The organism is Geosporobacter subterraneus DSM 17957, assembly GCF_900142145.1.
In the GTDB taxonomy this organism is placed as follows: domain Bacteria; phylum Bacillota; class Clostridia; order Peptostreptococcales; family Thermotaleaceae; genus Geosporobacter; species Geosporobacter subterraneus.
This window is the reverse complement of the sequence record NZ_FQZV01000053.1, coordinates 1-14,557: the sequence shown is the minus strand read 5'-3', so window position 1 is coordinate 14,557 and position 14,557 is coordinate 1. Positions and strand designations below refer to the sequence as shown.

At 41.0% G+C, this 14,557-nt stretch carries 17 protein-coding genes; 11 read left to right on the top strand and 6 right to left on the bottom strand.

Translation table 11 applies throughout. The features are described 5' to 3' along the window. Positions 1-17 precede the first annotated feature (17 nt). From BUB56_RS15770 to BUB56_RS15755, 4 genes are all read right to left on the bottom strand, one after another. Positions 18-635: a 5' nucleotidase, NT5C type gene (locus tag BUB56_RS15770; RefSeq protein ID WP_110942245.1), complete on the bottom strand. Its 618-nt coding sequence runs from the start codon at positions 633-635 to the stop codon at positions 18-20. A gap of 348 nt (positions 636-983) precedes the next feature. Then, complete coding sequence (locus BUB56_RS15765; protein ID WP_110942244.1) at positions 984-3,755, bottom strand: AAA family ATPase; 2,772 nt, start codon at positions 3,753-3,755, stop codon at positions 984-986. Next, a complete protein-coding gene (locus BUB56_RS15760; RefSeq protein ID WP_110942243.1) occupies positions 3,752-4,882 on the bottom strand; it encodes a metallophosphoesterase family protein in 1,131 nt (376 codons plus the stop codon). Before BUB56_RS15760 ends, BUB56_RS15765 begins: the two co-directional genes overlap by 4 nt. A gap of 115 nt (positions 4,883-4,997) precedes the next feature. Then, on the bottom strand, positions 4,998-5,840 hold the full coding sequence (locus tag BUB56_RS15755; RefSeq protein ID WP_110942242.1) for a CvfB family protein: 843 nt from the start codon (positions 5,838-5,840) through the stop codon (positions 4,998-5,000). A gap of 553 nt (positions 5,841-6,393) precedes the next feature. On the opposite strand from BUB56_RS15755, the gene BUB56_RS15750 reads away from it, so the two are divergent. Continuing rightward, complete coding sequence (locus tag BUB56_RS15750) at positions 6,394-7,008, top strand: deoxynucleoside kinase (RefSeq protein ID WP_110942241.1); 615 nt, start codon at positions 6,394-6,396, stop codon at positions 7,006-7,008. A 37-nt stretch (positions 7,009-7,045) separates the two neighbouring features. Here BUB56_RS15750 and BUB56_RS15745 read toward each other — a convergent pair whose 3' ends face one another. Further along, positions 7,046-7,375: a DUF4870 domain-containing protein gene (locus BUB56_RS15745; protein WP_110942240.1), complete on the bottom strand. Its 330-nt coding sequence runs from the start codon at positions 7,373-7,375 to the stop codon at positions 7,046-7,048. Between the two features lie 135 nt (positions 7,376-7,510). On the opposite strand from BUB56_RS15745, the gene BUB56_RS15740 reads away from it, so the two are divergent. The 10 genes from BUB56_RS15740 to BUB56_RS15700 all read left to right on the top strand — a co-directional run bounded on the left by BUB56_RS15740 (position 7,511) and on the right by BUB56_RS15700 (position 13,805). Further along, positions 7,511-8,905: an MATE family efflux transporter gene (locus BUB56_RS15740; protein WP_110942239.1), complete on the top strand. Its 1,395-nt coding sequence runs from the start codon at positions 7,511-7,513 to the stop codon at positions 8,903-8,905. Positions 8,906-9,034: 129 nt separating this feature from the next. Next, a complete protein-coding gene (locus BUB56_RS19530) occupies positions 9,035-9,202 on the top strand; it encodes a hypothetical protein (protein ID WP_190014612.1) in 168 nt (55 codons plus the stop codon). Positions 9,203-9,586: 384 nt separating this feature from the next. Next, positions 9,587-10,114 carry a Na+/H+ antiporter subunit E gene (locus BUB56_RS15735; RefSeq protein ID WP_110942238.1) on the top strand — a complete coding sequence of 176 codons (528 nt, stop codon included), beginning with the start codon at positions 9,587-9,589 and terminating at the stop codon, positions 10,112-10,114. Between the two features lie 10 nt (positions 10,115-10,124). Beyond that, on the top strand, positions 10,125-10,388 hold the full coding sequence (locus tag BUB56_RS15730; RefSeq protein WP_110942237.1) for an MrpF/PhaF family protein: 264 nt from the start codon (positions 10,125-10,127) through the stop codon (positions 10,386-10,388). Then, positions 10,385-10,681: a monovalent cation/H(+) antiporter subunit G gene (gene mnhG, locus BUB56_RS15725; protein WP_110942236.1), complete on the top strand. Its 297-nt coding sequence runs from the start codon at positions 10,385-10,387 to the stop codon at positions 10,679-10,681. The genes BUB56_RS15730 and mnhG overlap by 4 nt, the downstream gene beginning before the upstream one ends. Then, a complete protein-coding gene (locus BUB56_RS15720; protein ID WP_110942235.1) occupies positions 10,671-11,219 on the top strand; it encodes a Na(+)/H(+) antiporter subunit B in 549 nt (182 codons plus the stop codon). Before mnhG ends, BUB56_RS15720 begins: the two co-directional genes overlap by 11 nt. Continuing rightward, positions 11,212-11,472, top strand: a complete 261-nt coding sequence (locus tag BUB56_RS15715; RefSeq protein WP_110942234.1) for a hypothetical protein — start codon at positions 11,212-11,214, stop codon at positions 11,470-11,472. Before BUB56_RS15720 ends, BUB56_RS15715 begins: the two co-directional genes overlap by 8 nt. Further along, a complete protein-coding gene (locus BUB56_RS15710) occupies positions 11,473-11,883 on the top strand; it encodes an MnhB domain-containing protein (RefSeq protein ID WP_110942233.1) in 411 nt (136 codons plus the stop codon). Beyond that, positions 11,876-12,202, top strand: coding sequence for a sodium:proton antiporter (locus BUB56_RS15705; RefSeq protein WP_110942232.1), 327 nt, complete (start codon positions 11,876-11,878; stop codon positions 12,200-12,202). The genes BUB56_RS15710 and BUB56_RS15705 overlap by 8 nt, the downstream gene beginning before the upstream one ends. Positions 12,203-12,209: 7 nt before the next feature. Further along, positions 12,210-13,805, top strand: coding sequence for a complex I subunit 5 family protein (locus BUB56_RS15700; RefSeq protein WP_110942231.1), 1,596 nt, complete (start codon positions 12,210-12,212; stop codon positions 13,803-13,805). 591 nt (positions 13,806-14,396) lie between these two features. Here BUB56_RS15700 and BUB56_RS15695 read toward each other — a convergent pair. After that, positions 14,397-14,557, bottom strand: a 161-nt coding sequence (locus tag BUB56_RS15695; RefSeq protein ID WP_190014463.1) for a transposase, incomplete at its 5' end; no start/stop codon positions are given.

Sequence of the window (14,557 nt, the reverse complement as noted above, 5' to 3'; positions counted from 1 at the left end):
GCATTTCTTTTCTATTTCTAACCAACCTCAGCAGCTATGATCTGCTGCTCTTCTTGAATGATCTCAAGGAATTCCTTTAATCGATAAATTCTGGTAACCCCCGTCAATTCTTGATTATAGGGCTGATCCTGCAAATAAATGTTAATGCCCCCTTCCAGCAGTTCCTGGACAAAAACTGGGGAATCGTCAATAGCGTAATCAATGTCTAAGCCCTTGCATATCTTGACCTTATCCCTCCGGGGAATCACGCTGATTCCCCTGCAGACATGCTTTTCCAACCAGTTGCAGCATTGGAGAATAACCGGCCTGCCGGGGGTTTGGGGACGGGCAGTAATGGCATAAAATTCATAGTTTGGATCCCCGACCATCTCCCGAAGAAGGGCTAGGTCTTCCTCTTCTGCAATAGGTTCAAGCTTTTCCCATAGATTCTCCCTTTGCAATACACACTCCCATACCTGCCGGGTCATTTCCTTCGTCAGTCCAATACCTGCCTCAGAATAATTCCAGTGGTTAACACTAGGCACCAGGGGTGTCTGAAACATATCATGAGCAGTCTCTAAAAAAATTTTTGTAAAGTTGGCTAGCACGCCGTCCAGGTCCAGCATAATTCTGACAGTTTTTTTTTCCTCAAACATTGTTCCTCCTACAGATGTGTGATTATGCACGTATATGCACCATTCGTAAAGAATACAGCAGGTACAACATCTGCCTGCTTTCGGAACGACACAAGGGTCGTTCCCCGTAGGCGTCAACGTAATCCAATTATTTCCAAATAAACCTTAGAAGCATGTCATTCTGAGCGTTAGCGAAGAATCTTATAGAACATAAGCAAGATTACTTTTGATTATCAGAATATGTCATCTAGCTTAAAGATCCTTCGACTCCGTTTTACTCCGCTCAGGATGACAAATTATGGGTTAAGTTGACGCCTATGGGTCGTTCCCTACATTTAAAACCCTCTTAAAAACATTTATTTATCAAGATTACAGATATATAAAATTCACATCTGAATACTGCTGCAGCACCTCGACCTCTCTCCTTTGACAGGTAAATAAAATCACCTGATGCTGCTTCCCATAGTCATAGAGATATTCCAACACTGCCTTTAGTCGTTCCTCATCATACTGTACAAAGGCATCATCGAGAAAAATCGGCACTGTGGCCTCTTTTCCAAAGATCATCTCCGTGATCCCCAGCCGCAGGGCAAAATAGATCTGATCCCAGGTTCCATTGCTAAAATAATCGATATCCTTAATCTTATCTTCCATAGAGTCGGAAACCTTTACTTGATAATCCTCAGATATTTTGACTTCACTATACTTGCCGACAGTGATCTTTCCAAGGATTTCTCCTACTGTTTTATTAAACCGGGGTCCAAAGCTTCTTTGTATTTCCTTGAAAGCCTGCTCTAAAACCTCTTTGCCTATATCGAGGGAAATAGCCACTTCCTCATAATAACTGATCTGCTGGCGAACTCCTTCCAGTTCTTCCTCAATACCGGTGATGGTTCGTACTCCCTGGAGCCGGCTCTGAATGCCATACTCCAGATCTCTGATTCGTCTTTCCATGATGATCAGCTGCTGTGTGCTTTCTCTTAGGGCATTTTCCAAAAGCTCTTCCGTTTCTCCCGCCTGTATCTCTGACATTGCTTCCGCTGCAGCCATCTCTTCCCCCATTTGCGAAAGGCTTCGTCCCTTTAATAGGGCTTCATAGGTATTTTCCAGGGCTTCCAGGGCAACTTTTTCTTCCTTCTGCTGCTGCAGCTGTGTTGATATTTCTTCAATGAGCTGTTCATCCTTTTCAAATTCATCGAATGTTTTTCCTATTAAGGCGAAAGCTTCTCCTATGTTTATCGCCATCTGATCTAGTTCTTCCTGCAATCTGTGAAGCTGATCTGAAACTTCCCCTAATTTGTTTTCTATGTTCTCTTGATCAGATAATAGCTTTCTATACTGCTTTAGCCCCTGCTTGAAAGCTTCGTAATCTTGACAGCCGCACCGGTCATAAATCTCTCCAATAAAATGCTCACATCTTGACAGCTTTTCCTGAATCTCATCGGCTAAAAACCCTTCCAGCTGTTTTTTCTTTTCCCCGATTTTCACATTGAGAATCTCTATATTCTCTCTTTTCTCCGTATATCGGAGCATGCCGCTCCGGAACTCTTGAAGGTTCATTACCCCGAAACGTATATATATTTGCTGAAGTTCTCTTAAATTGTCTTCCAACTCCTTATGCAGTTCCTTGGTATCTCCGAAAACAGATATCTCCATTTCCAGCTTTTTTACTTCACCGGCCAGCTTCCCTTTTCGAACGAATCCCAGTATGCACAGCAGCAAGCCTAATGCACCCAGCCCGTACAGCAAAGTGTTGATAAACCAACCGGCTGCAGCTCCGCCTGCCATTGCTGCTACTCCGGCCAGAAGCAGCAGCATGGTGGTTTTCTGTTTATCCTTTATCATATCCTGCTTTAACAGCAGGTGATCTCTTCGGGTATCCCCAGCAATCTTATTCTTTAACTCCTTGACCCGATCCTCTCTGTCATATATTTCAATTTCCAGATTAGAAGGCACCTCTTCAAAGCGAAGGGCCCGACCCAGACTTTCCTTTTCATTTTGCAGCTGCCTTTCCAGAAATTTTTTTTCTTCTGTCAAAGCTTCTATCTCTGCTCTTTTTTGTTCCAGATTCTGCTTTTCCTGAAGAATCTCGAAAAGCTTTAGTTCGATGTCCTCGTCCAAATCTTTATAGCCTCCAAGCTCTTCCAATAAGGCCTTTTGCTCCTTAAGGCGGCTTTGAAGGCTTTTCTGCTGTTCTTCAATGTTTAAATAGTTTTTTTGAAGTTCTTTCTGACGATGAAGCTTTTCTCTTGTCCCTGCAATCCAGCTTCCGTCAATCTGGTATCCCTTATGGTTTAAAGATTGCTCTAATCGGGCTATGGTTTGTAGCTTCTCTTGAATTTGTCTTTCGTAATCGCAAAGCTGCTCATACTCTTCCTTTAAGAGCGCTAGCTTAGCGGCCTTCTTTTTATCTTCCAGCCGGGCAATTTGCTTTATTAAAATTTCTCTTTCTTCCTGCAGCCGGTTCAATTGAAGCTGTTCTTCGATACATTCTGTATGAAGGCTTTTGGTATAAACCAATTCTTGTCTTAGACGATCCTGTTCAGCCTTTAATTTATCCAGTCTTCCTGTTTTTCTGGGACTTTGCAATGCCTTTCCCGCTCGTTGCAGTGCATCTACCGCTTTGTGATAGGACAAGCTTTCGTCCCCAGTCTGCTGAAGATTGCTGATCCTTTTCATGATTTCATCTTCTTTATCCCGGGCCACCTCGCTTCCCAGCTGTCGAATAAAAATGGTCTTTTCAAAAGCCTCTTCGCCAATCCCCAATAGGGTTAGTCCGGGCCTTTCAGCATCTATATGGACTGCCTCTTCACCAGAAATGCAGTCGATCACAAGCCGGTCATCCTTTTTCTTTTTTTCTCCGAAGCGCCGCTTTATAAGGTATTCCTGTTCAGCAGCATCTTCAAAGTACAGCTCCCCTGCAGCATCTTCCCCGCTCCAAGGTAAGTAACGCTTTCTGTCGTTTTCCCGTATATCTTTCTTTCCTGAACCCATGCCATAGAGCATGGCTTTAATGAAAGCCTGCAGGGTACTCTTCCCTGCTTCGTTTTCACCATAGATAAGATTAAGACCCCTTTGAAAATCAATTTCTTTATCCTTTAACTTTCCGAACCGTCCTATTTTTACTTTTTTGATGATCATTCCAGGGTCACCTCTCCATCTCTTAGGGCTCTCAGCCCTGCCTTCAGAGCTAATTCCAATCTTTTCTTTTCTTCTGGGCCAACGGCTTTGCTTAGTCTTTCCCTCATCGTGCGTACAAAGACACCCTTAAGGGAAAAACTATCGGACAACTGATCATAATCCACATATTCTTCCGTGTCATCCACGATTTTAAGGAAATAAAATACATCTTCTAGTTTTTCTGCTATAACAGCCGGATGAAGCACAAATCCCTCCGATAGGGCCCCCTGCAAGATCAGCTTATAAAGATTTCGCCCACGGTCCGGGTCCACAACCTGGGTCTGTATTCGTTCCACGATTTCTTCATAGGTTGCAGCACCCTGGACATCAATGTACTGTTCATAAAACCTTCGTTTACAGACTTCACGAAAGCTAAGGTTGCAATAGCCCTTGCCAATTTCACCTAATACAATTCCCTTAGAGCCCAGTTCGTCAAAGCCCCTTCCCTCGGGATTTCCACTATAGCTCCAGTATGTGCTTCCGGATTTGTTTATGCCTGAGAAGGAGTGTTTATGTCCCAATGCCAAATAATCCAGCTGGCTCTGTTCAATATTCTCTATAGAAATCGGATTGTAGTCACTACTCTGCTCTCTTGAAACCACTTCTCCATGGGCAACCATAATATTGATACAATAGGGGTTTTCCGGCTGAAATCCTTCAATCAAAGGTTTCTTCTCATGGTTTTTAGAAAACCCAAGGCCATACACACAGGTATCCAGTTCGGGAATCCAGATGCCTTCCAGCTTTGGTGAAAAGATATGGACATTGACGGGCCACTGGATTAACCGGTAATAGGATTTATATGTATAGGGATCATGATTGCCTGGGCTGATGAAAACTCTAATTTGAGGTATCTCTCCAAATTTTTTTATGATATATTCCAGGGTGGTTTTTGTTACCTTTTCACTATCAAAAAAATCTCCACTAATCAGGAGTATATCCATTTTTTCTTCCTTTGCAATGGATACAATGCGTCCGAAGGTTTCCCGCAAGTCCTCTTTTCGCTTTTCCGCCTCCCCTGTGGTCAATCCATAAAAAGGAGTATCAAAATGAAAATCTCCACAGTGAAGTATTCTTATCTTTTGCATTCTCCCACCTCCATTTTAGCGAAGTATCGCATTAAAAATATAAATAAATTCTACCATATATAGCAGTATCTTGACGAGATAATTATATTAAAGAGGAATAGGCAATTGGATTAGCCTATTCCTCTTTTAGCTGGATACCCTTCTCGGTAATCACAATCTTATTTTCTTTTAGCAGTCGTCCTACAGCTCTTTTGAAAGCCGCTTTGCTCATGTTTAAGTGATACTTAATCTGTCCCGGATCACTTTTATCATGAAGAGGCAAGAACCCATCCTTTTTCACCAGTGCCTCATAAACTTTCTCGCTGTCTCCCTCCATCTGCTTATAGGCAGCCTTTCGCAAGGACAAGTCGATCTTACCGTCATCCCGTATTTCTTTGATTCTGACATTTATCTGATCTCCGTTGCGCAAATCCTCAAAGCATTCCTTTTGGGCAATCATTCCCCTGTACTTGTTTTCCAAGGCCACAAAAACACCAATATCCCGCTGGATGCTGTACACCGTTCCCGTGACCCAGTCTCCCTTTTTATAAGGGCTGTTGGCAGACAGATCCTTGTCAATATCGGTAGTGGCACAAATTCTTCCGCTTTTATCGATATACAGTTTTACAAGGTAGCTTCTGCCTGTCTGCACCTTATATTTTTGCTCTTGGAAGGGTAGAAATACATCCTTCTCCAGCCCCCAGTCCATAAATGCACCGATCTGGGTTGTCTGTACTACTTTAAGCACAGCCAGTTCTCCTACCTGGGCCAGGGGGCGCTTTCTTGTAGCAATCAATCTGTCCTTTGAATCCCTATAAATAAAAACCTCCAGCCTATGCCCCTCTTGAATACCCTCTGTCAATTGGTTGTTCGGCAGTAAAATATTGTCCTTTGGGTTTCCTGTTTCTGCATCAAGATAGGCTCCTATCCCTGTGATATTAGCCACCTTTAATGTGTTATATCTTCCTACTTCAATCATCCTTTTTCTTCACCTCTGCAAGTTTTTGATATCTTTATCTTCTCCTGAAGCAATTCCTTTCATCACAGCTTCTATACAATTTATTTTATTGTATCATACAGTTGGGATTCCTCCTATGAATTTGTTTCAAACATTCTATCTATCTTAGCATAATTTCTTTCATAGGCTAAATCATCTATGGCCTAATGCTACTGCCTATTTACCCATAGGAATACTTATCGTATACTATAAATAGAAGCTGAATCAGTCTATTGAATGGTACGTATTCTTGAATCAGTAGAAAATATATGATTTAGGGCATTGAAATTCTCGGGACGACAGAGTCGGAAACCACTGAAAAATCAAAGGTTGTCATTCTTAGTGAAACGAAGAATCTTAAAGACCTTTACCTACGCAGATCCTTCGCTGTGCTCAGGATGACAATCCTGTCTATTTGTCATATTCCTGACTTTTTCAGTGACTCCCAAAGTCTCCGTCCCCTACACTTATGTTTTTTACGAATGTATATTTAAAGAATTGTATTCTTATAACATGAACAAAGAGGAGAGCGGGGATGAGCAAAGTGATTTGTATTGATGGCGTTGTGGGAAGCGGCAAAACTACCTTAGCAGAATTATTGGAAAAAAAATTGAATCTGAAGCTATATAATGAATTGGCAAATCGGGATACGGAGGTTTTGTTGGACAAGTTTTATCGTGACCGCCACCGCTGGGCCTTCACCATGCAGATCCATTTTCTAAACGAACGCTTCCGTATGATTAAGGAAGTCCACAAAAATGGAGGCGGACTGCTGGACCGCTCCATATTCGGAGACAAAATTTTTGCCAGTATGCTTCATGAAGACGGCTATATGAGCCGTGAAGAATTCTTAACCTACTCTACACTGCTGGACAATATGCTGGAGCATACAAAGCCTCCCATGCTGATGATCTACTTAAAATGCTCCGTAGAAAAGGCAGTGGAAAACATACAAAAAAGAGGCAGAGCCTACGAACTGATTGTACCTCAGGTTTACTGGAAACGATTAAACGAAAAATATACCCAGTGGCATCGGGATTATCAGGTTTCTCCTCTTCTGGAAATCGATGTGGATCAGCAGGATATCCTTCTGCAGCAGGATGCAGTTCTTGAAATCATTACGCATAAGATAAAGAATTTAGAACAATAAAAATATTACCCCTTTGACATCCAAAGGGGTATTGTTATTAGAAGTTTTCCCGAATAAATTTCCCTGTAACCGGATAAGAATAGTCAACGCCATCACAAACCCTTACAATGGCAATAATCGGCAAAATCAATGTTCCCAGGGCCAGTGCAATCAACAATGGAATTCCAATCAATAGAATACTTAAAATACCAAATATGGCACCTAAAATGATCACGCCTATCTGAAAAGCTAAAGCCTCCTTTGCCTGAGTCCTTACAAAGGAATCCCCCGCCAGCAGCATAATAATCAAAGGGGCTAGAATCGGGGCGCCAACAACCCAGCCAAGATGGGCTACCCCGCATAATAGTTTTTGCTCTGTGGATAACATACAGAATCTCTCCTCAATCTTCTTTTATTTTTATTATACTATATATACGAAGCAGTGGCGAAAAAGTATGCAGGTATGATATGATATTTAGAGAAGCTAAATGATTTTCATCATATATTAAAGGACGTTTTCTTTATGAAACCATTTATTGCTTGGAAAGAAAAGCTGAATAATGTATTGTTTGCACATCCTATTCGAAAGGATGTTACGCGGATAGCATGGCCGGTCCTTGCAGAAATGCTGCTGGGATCTCTGTTTAGTATGATTGATATGATGATGCTGGGTAGAATGGCCGATACGGCTGCAGCAGCAGCCTCTGTGGCCGCCGTAGGCATCACCAATCAGCCTCTCTTCATTGGTTTAGCCCTCGTTCAGTCCCTCAATGTGGGTGGTACCGCACTGGTATCCAGGTTTATTGGTGCAAATCAGCCCCATAAGGTAGAAAATACAGTAAAGCATGTTATTTTATTAAATCTTTTTTTATTTGCCATTCCCCTTTCGCTACTGGGTATTTTATTTACCGATCAAATCATGACTGTTATGGGCGCCTATAAGGATACCATAGATATGGGCCGTCTATATTTTAAAATTATTATGCTGGGCTTTATCTTCCAAGCCCTCAATTTTTCTTTAGCTGCCTGCCTCAGAGGGGCAGGGGATACACGGCTTCCCATGAAGATAAATTTAGCTGTTAATTTTCTCAATGTCATCGGTAATGCAGTACTGATTTATGGTCTCTTTGGTTTTCCTAAATTAGGAATCATCGGTGCCGGGATTTCTACCTCACTATCTCACCTATTGGCTTGCTTGATATTGTTCAGCTATATTTTTAAGGGAAAAAGTATCGTTTCCCTTTCTCTATCCCCTTTTCAATTTCATAAAGATACGATATACAATCTTGGGCGGATTGGGGTTCCTGCTTCCTTAGAACAGATTTCTCTACGACTGGGTATTGTTTTATTTGCCAGAATCGTAGCTTCTCTCGGTACCGTTACCTTTGCTGCCCACCAGATCTGTTTAAGCATCCTCGGCCTTTCCTTTAATCCAGGGCAGGCCTTCGGCATCGCTGCCTCTGCCTTGGTAGGCCAAAGTCTTGGAGCCGGAAAGCCCGGGAAAGCACAGCAGTACGCTTCCGAAACCAGAAAAATCGGTTCTGTAGTATCCTCCTTTATTGCCATGATTTTTTTCCTATTTGGCCCTCAAATTGTTCGTCTCTATACCCATGATCCTGAAATCATTACCAACGCAGCACTGGCACTAAAGGTGATTGCCTTGGTTCAGCCCTTTCAATCCTCTCAGTTGATTCTGGCCGGAGGGCTCCGGGGGGCTGGCGATACCCTTTGGCCTCTACTCTCTACTTTCGTCGGGATTATGGGTGTTCGTATTTTATTGTCCTATATATTCGTAGTACTTTTGTGCCTAGGCCTGGTGGGTGCATGGATGGCTGTATTCATGGACCAATTGGTTCGTTGGGCTCTTGTATATGTACGATTCCAAAAGGGTAAATGGAAGTATGTAGCCTTAGGCTAAATCTACCGCCCTTCACCCCTGCCCCGTAGGGATATAGACCTATTTTCTTCATTCCCATTGGTTTCCTATTGCAAATCCTATGAATTTTTATACAATATTAGATAGAGATGATTATCGGGAGGCTATAGAATGAATGAACTAACAAAGGATGAACTGGATTTTTTATTTTATAAATCAGAAAAAACTTCGGGCAGAAGCCGGCTGCATGGGATGCTAAAAAATATTTTCCGCTCCGCAGTCCTTCCAAAATTCTTCTTTGTCATATTATTTCTTGAATGGATAAGACATAATCTCTAAGCTGTTATAATTGTATAGATCATAGAATACATTAAAATGAGAGAAATCTCATTTTTTTAATTTCAAAGACCTTTTAACGTTTTTCCCTTAAAAATTTGTTTTTTTAGATAAATGAGCTAAATTTAAAGGATTTTTTCTATTTATGTAAAATTTATATCATATGCCTATCTCACCATATCATGGTTCTCTAAGACAGAAGCTGTCTTTCTTATGCATTATTTGCATCTGCTGGCTTTCTAAAATCTGAGTATTAATAATCTATATCCTTTGATGCGTCACGAGGGGCACATGCATAAACCCCTGATCCTTTGTATATGCTTATATCTAGTGATCCTTGACCTTAATCCGTCTTTTTAGTGATATCAAGGATATTGGAGGTGAAATATGAACAAAAGGAGATATTTGATTCGCTTGACCATTCTACTGAGTATTTTTTGGTTAAGCCTTACCCAAAGCTTTACACCTATTAATCTGGCAGCGGGCATCCTGGTAGTCCTGCTTTCTGTTTATTATTATAGTGTCTTTTGCCATCAGAGTGGGATAGACCACATCTATTTTTTGAATCCCCTGGGGGTGATTTATTATTTTTTCTATCTTCTCTTTTCCATGTTTAAGGCCTCTTTTGTGCTCCTATGTCGTATCATTCGAACCCCTCCCTGTCCCGCTACCCTTATCCTTCCTACAAAATTGAGGGGAGAGTTATCTATTGCTATATTGTCCATGTCTATTACCCTGACACCGGGAACCATTACTGTGGATTATCACGAAGGTGCCTTGTATGTATTATGCATGTATTCTAATCTCCCTCACGAAGTTCTTAAGCGGGAAGTACTGGGAAACTACGAAGAGCTTTTATATCATATGGAAGTAGGAACGATGAAAGAAACAAGAAATAAACCAATGTGTGAATAGGAGTCAGGATATGAATCTATTAAAGGTTACCCAACTGATACTATTGGCTGCCATTGCCTTTGCCTGTATCAAATTTATTGTCAACAATACCGTTTGGGAGAAGCTGTTGGCTCTGAATGTTATTTTTTCAAAAATACTTATGTTTATTTTGGTTTATGCTGTCCTGGAAAAAAACAGCCATTTTATCGATTTGGCATTGTCTTACAGCATTATGGGCTTTATAGGCATTTTGTTGATCACTAAGTTTATTTTAAGGGGAGGACGGGAAAAATGACAGTTAACCTTCTTTTAATTCTTTGCTGGCTCTATATCGGCATAGGCATCTATGGATTATATCGTTTCCCCTCAATCTATTCTCGTTTTTTTGCTGCGGGCTTTATCGATACCATGGCCTTTATCACCCTCATCCTGGCACTTATCTTATATAGCGGTTTATCAGACTTTACTTTTAGGCTATTTCTGGTTTTAGCCTTTCTAATGATTACCAATCCCATTAGTACCCATTTAATTGTACGCTCTGCTTACTTGGGAAAAGTGCCCTTTAAGGAGGATCGCGATGACGGTTAGTATATTTTTAGAGCTTCTCTTAATTCTGCTGGCATTGATTATCCTCAAAACAAAAAATTTATTAAAGTCTATTATCCTATTAAGTGCTTTCTCTTTAATTATCTCCTTACTATATTTCATCTTTCATGCACCGGATGTAGCTTTGGCTGAAGCTGCCATCGGCAGCGCAGTATCCACCTTTATATTTATTATTGCGATAGAAAAGCAAAAGGAGTTTTTAGTGATCTCTCATATCCGCACTGATTTTCTACATATAGCCGAGGATGGCACTGCTGCAGGAGATGGCTACTATATTCTCAGAGACTTTTGCACAAGCCTGGGCTTAAAGCTTAAGGTAGATTTTAGAGAAGGTGGAGATATTAAAGGTATTCTTAGGGATCGAAATGTGGATCTCATCATAGACCGAGATCCTAAGAGTAAAAAATATCTATTGAAAGCAAAAAAAAGCAGCCTGATTACACAGCAGCTGATGAGCATCACCCGAGGATATAGTCACATTCGCATTATCGCTTTGGAGGATCGTGAAACCGATGAGTAAAAAAATTGTTATCCTGTTGATTTTGGCATTCTTGCTGTATTCCTTTATTCTTGCCCTGGAGGATTGTCCTCCTTGCACTGGGGAGGAAGCTGCCAAAGCCTATTATCTCTCCAGAGGCTTTCAAGAAACAGGCGCCGCAAACATGGTTACGGCGATCTACCTGGATTATCGGCTTTACGATTCCATCTTTGAAGCCGCTTTACTATTGGCTACTTCTGCAGGCATTCTGTTTTTAGCCAGAAAGGAGCTTTAGATGAGAGAATCTAAGATTGTACAAGCGGTTTTTCGCATGCTGTTTCCTTTCATCATCCTCTTTGGACTCTATATTATTATTCACGGAGCCCTATCCCCCGGCGGCGGCTTCCAGGGAGGAGCCGTTTTAGCCACAGCTTTGTTGGGAGTATACCTGATTACTGACTTAGACCCCAGAGATCTCCAGCGTTTTGTTATGCTGGAAAAGCTTATTTTTATCCTTCTTGTTCTGGTGGCCTGTATCAGTCTTTTTACAAGAGGAATTCCTTTTACAAACTTTGCTCCCTTAGAAGCATCTGTCTTTATAAAAAGAATTTTTCTTGCTCTGCTGAATATATTGATCGGTATGAAGGTTGCCTTAGGCTTTGCCATAATCTTTTCAATCTTTTACGAGGAGGGAAAAAATGATTGATCAAATTCTTTGCTTTATATTGCTGCTCATTTCCTTCTATGGTCTATGTACACAAAGAAACATCATTAAATCGATTATTTTCCTGAATATTGCTGAAGTGTCCGTCATCTTATTGATATTAAGCATTTCCAGCGTCCCTGGCAGGGAGGTTCCGATTTTGCCCGGCAATACTGCCAATATGGTAGACCCGCTGCCTCAGGCCCTGATGATCACAACGATTGTTGTAGGTTTGACCATCACCGCCCTGGCACTAATGCTAGCCATTAAGCTGTTTCATTACTATGGAACCTTAGATTGGAACGAAATATTAGAAAGGTAAGGTTTGTATGAACTTAATTCCTATACTCGTTATTTTTCTTCCCTTTCTATCGGGAGTTATCATTTTTGCGTTTCAGGATAAAACCGTAAATTATCTGGCCTTAATGGTTCAGTGGGGACTTGCTCTTTTGCTGTTTTTTTACTATCCCTTTGTAGACACCCTTAAGGTGCACCAGATCGTACTGGGCGGCTGGCCTGCCCATGTGGGCATCGCCCTGGCCAATGACAAGATCTCTTTGGCTTTTATCGCCCTGGGCATTGTCATGTGGACCATTTGTCTCATCTACGACTGGAACTATCGGAAAACAGATGCTTCCTTTCTGTTTTTCTTATTGCTGCTAGAGGGAATATTCTTTGGGATTATGCAAACCAGAGATTTTTATACCCTGTTTTTATTTATCGAAATCAGCACCATTCTTTCAACGGTCTTGGTTGCCTATAAAAAAGATGGGTTTTCTCTGCGGGCTGCTCTCTACTATTTGCTGTTTAATTCTGTAAGCATGATTCTCTTTTTATTGGGTGCCTTTATGCTGTATCATCTGGCAGGGACCCTGAACATGGATCTGGTTGCCGAACAGACGGCAGTACTTCGAGATCATTTTGCCTTTCATCTTTCTATCATCTTTATTGTGACTGCCGCCGGTGTAAAATCCGCCTTTTTTCCTGTGTACAACTGGCTGCCGAAGGCCCACGGCGCTGCGCCGGCCTCCATTTCAGCCTTGTTATCGGGGCTCTTGGTTAAAAGCGGTGTCTATGTTTTCTTTCGCATCAACCAAGCTTTTCAGCTAAGGGACTATTATCTTTTTTTTCTTGGAATCGGTTTTATCACAGCCCTAAGCGGTGTTCTTTTCGCTGTCAGCCAAAAGGATATCAAGCAGATCCTAGCTTTTCACTCAGTCTCCCAGGTGGGACTCATCATCATGGGCTTGAGTTATCTGGACAATGAATATTTTTATGGCGGGCTGATCCACTTGATTAATCACGCGTTTTTCAAGGCTCTTCTCTTTCTGGGTGCCGGCGTAATCATCAATAAATACAACGAGAGAAATGTTACCCAGATTCGTGGCGTGCTGGCCCATTGCCCTGCAGTAGCCACTTTGATGATTGTTGCCATGCTCTCCATTACAGGAGCTCCCTTTTTCAACGGCTATATCGGCAAATCCCTCATTGCCTATGGACTGACGGATAAAGGTTTTTTTTCCGCTTTAATTTATATTGTAAATATTGGAACGGCCACCTCCTTTATTAAATTGTCTCAGATCTTCTTTGGAAAACAAAAACGAAGCGAAGGCCGGGACTTCCACAATGTTTTCGCCATGTCCATGCTGGCCCTTTTGTGTATTTTCTTTGGTGTTTTCTATGTAGATATTTTTTCGTTTCTATTTAATATTGATCTCTCTTACATTACCCTCTTTCAAGTGGAAAAATGGGTACTCTATTTTGCAGTACTGCTCTTAGGCTATCTGACCAACCGCTATTTTGTTCAACGGGAAGCGGCCTTCTTCAATCATCTCCGTCATTTTCACCTGTCCTTTGAAAATACCAATGTCCTCTTCATCAGCTTTATCAGTATGCTGCTGCTGTGGCAGATGTATATGGCTTAACCGGTTTTACAGATATAACTTTTTAGGAAATACAAGACGCAGATTCGCTAGTTTTGCTCTCTTGATCGTTCAAAAGCTTCTTTCAAAAAAATAGACGGGGTTTTCTGAAAAGTAATTTTCTGAAAACCCCGTCACTTGTTATAAGGACCGTATTCCATATTTTCATATTCAGTTTTTATTTGACTGGTTTTCTCAATAAGTCATTCCTCCACATTCTAGCAGCTCATTCCTTCATTGCTCCAGTGATATTTATCTTTCTTTAAATCCTAGACAAACTAATCTGCTTTGCAAATCTGTATTTGCAATTTATACCATCCTTATAACAATCTATATCAACCTCCTTGGAGGAGAATTGATATCTTTCTACTATATATATATCCAAATTTACTTAAATAAAACCTTTAATAAAAAATTTAACCTGAATTATTCATGAAGATCTAAAAAATGAATTTAGACCCTCAAAATTGAGTTTTATCAGTTTTAAAAATCTATATAAAGGAAAAAGTTCCTAAAAAAGGGTAGACTTATCCCGTAATAGTTGTTTTTGGGTTATTTTTCCCGTTTTGAAATTGCCAAGGTTCACTGTTTTTGCTATTCAAACTTTGGGAGTCGCCTTATGTTTTCAAAGGTTTCGTAGAATTCCTCTTTATATGGGCAGCTGCTACAAAGTTTGAATGTAATATATCTTGCTGATCGGATTATCTTTGATGCAATCTTGATCAACTTTAAGCGGATGGTATCGATCTGCATTT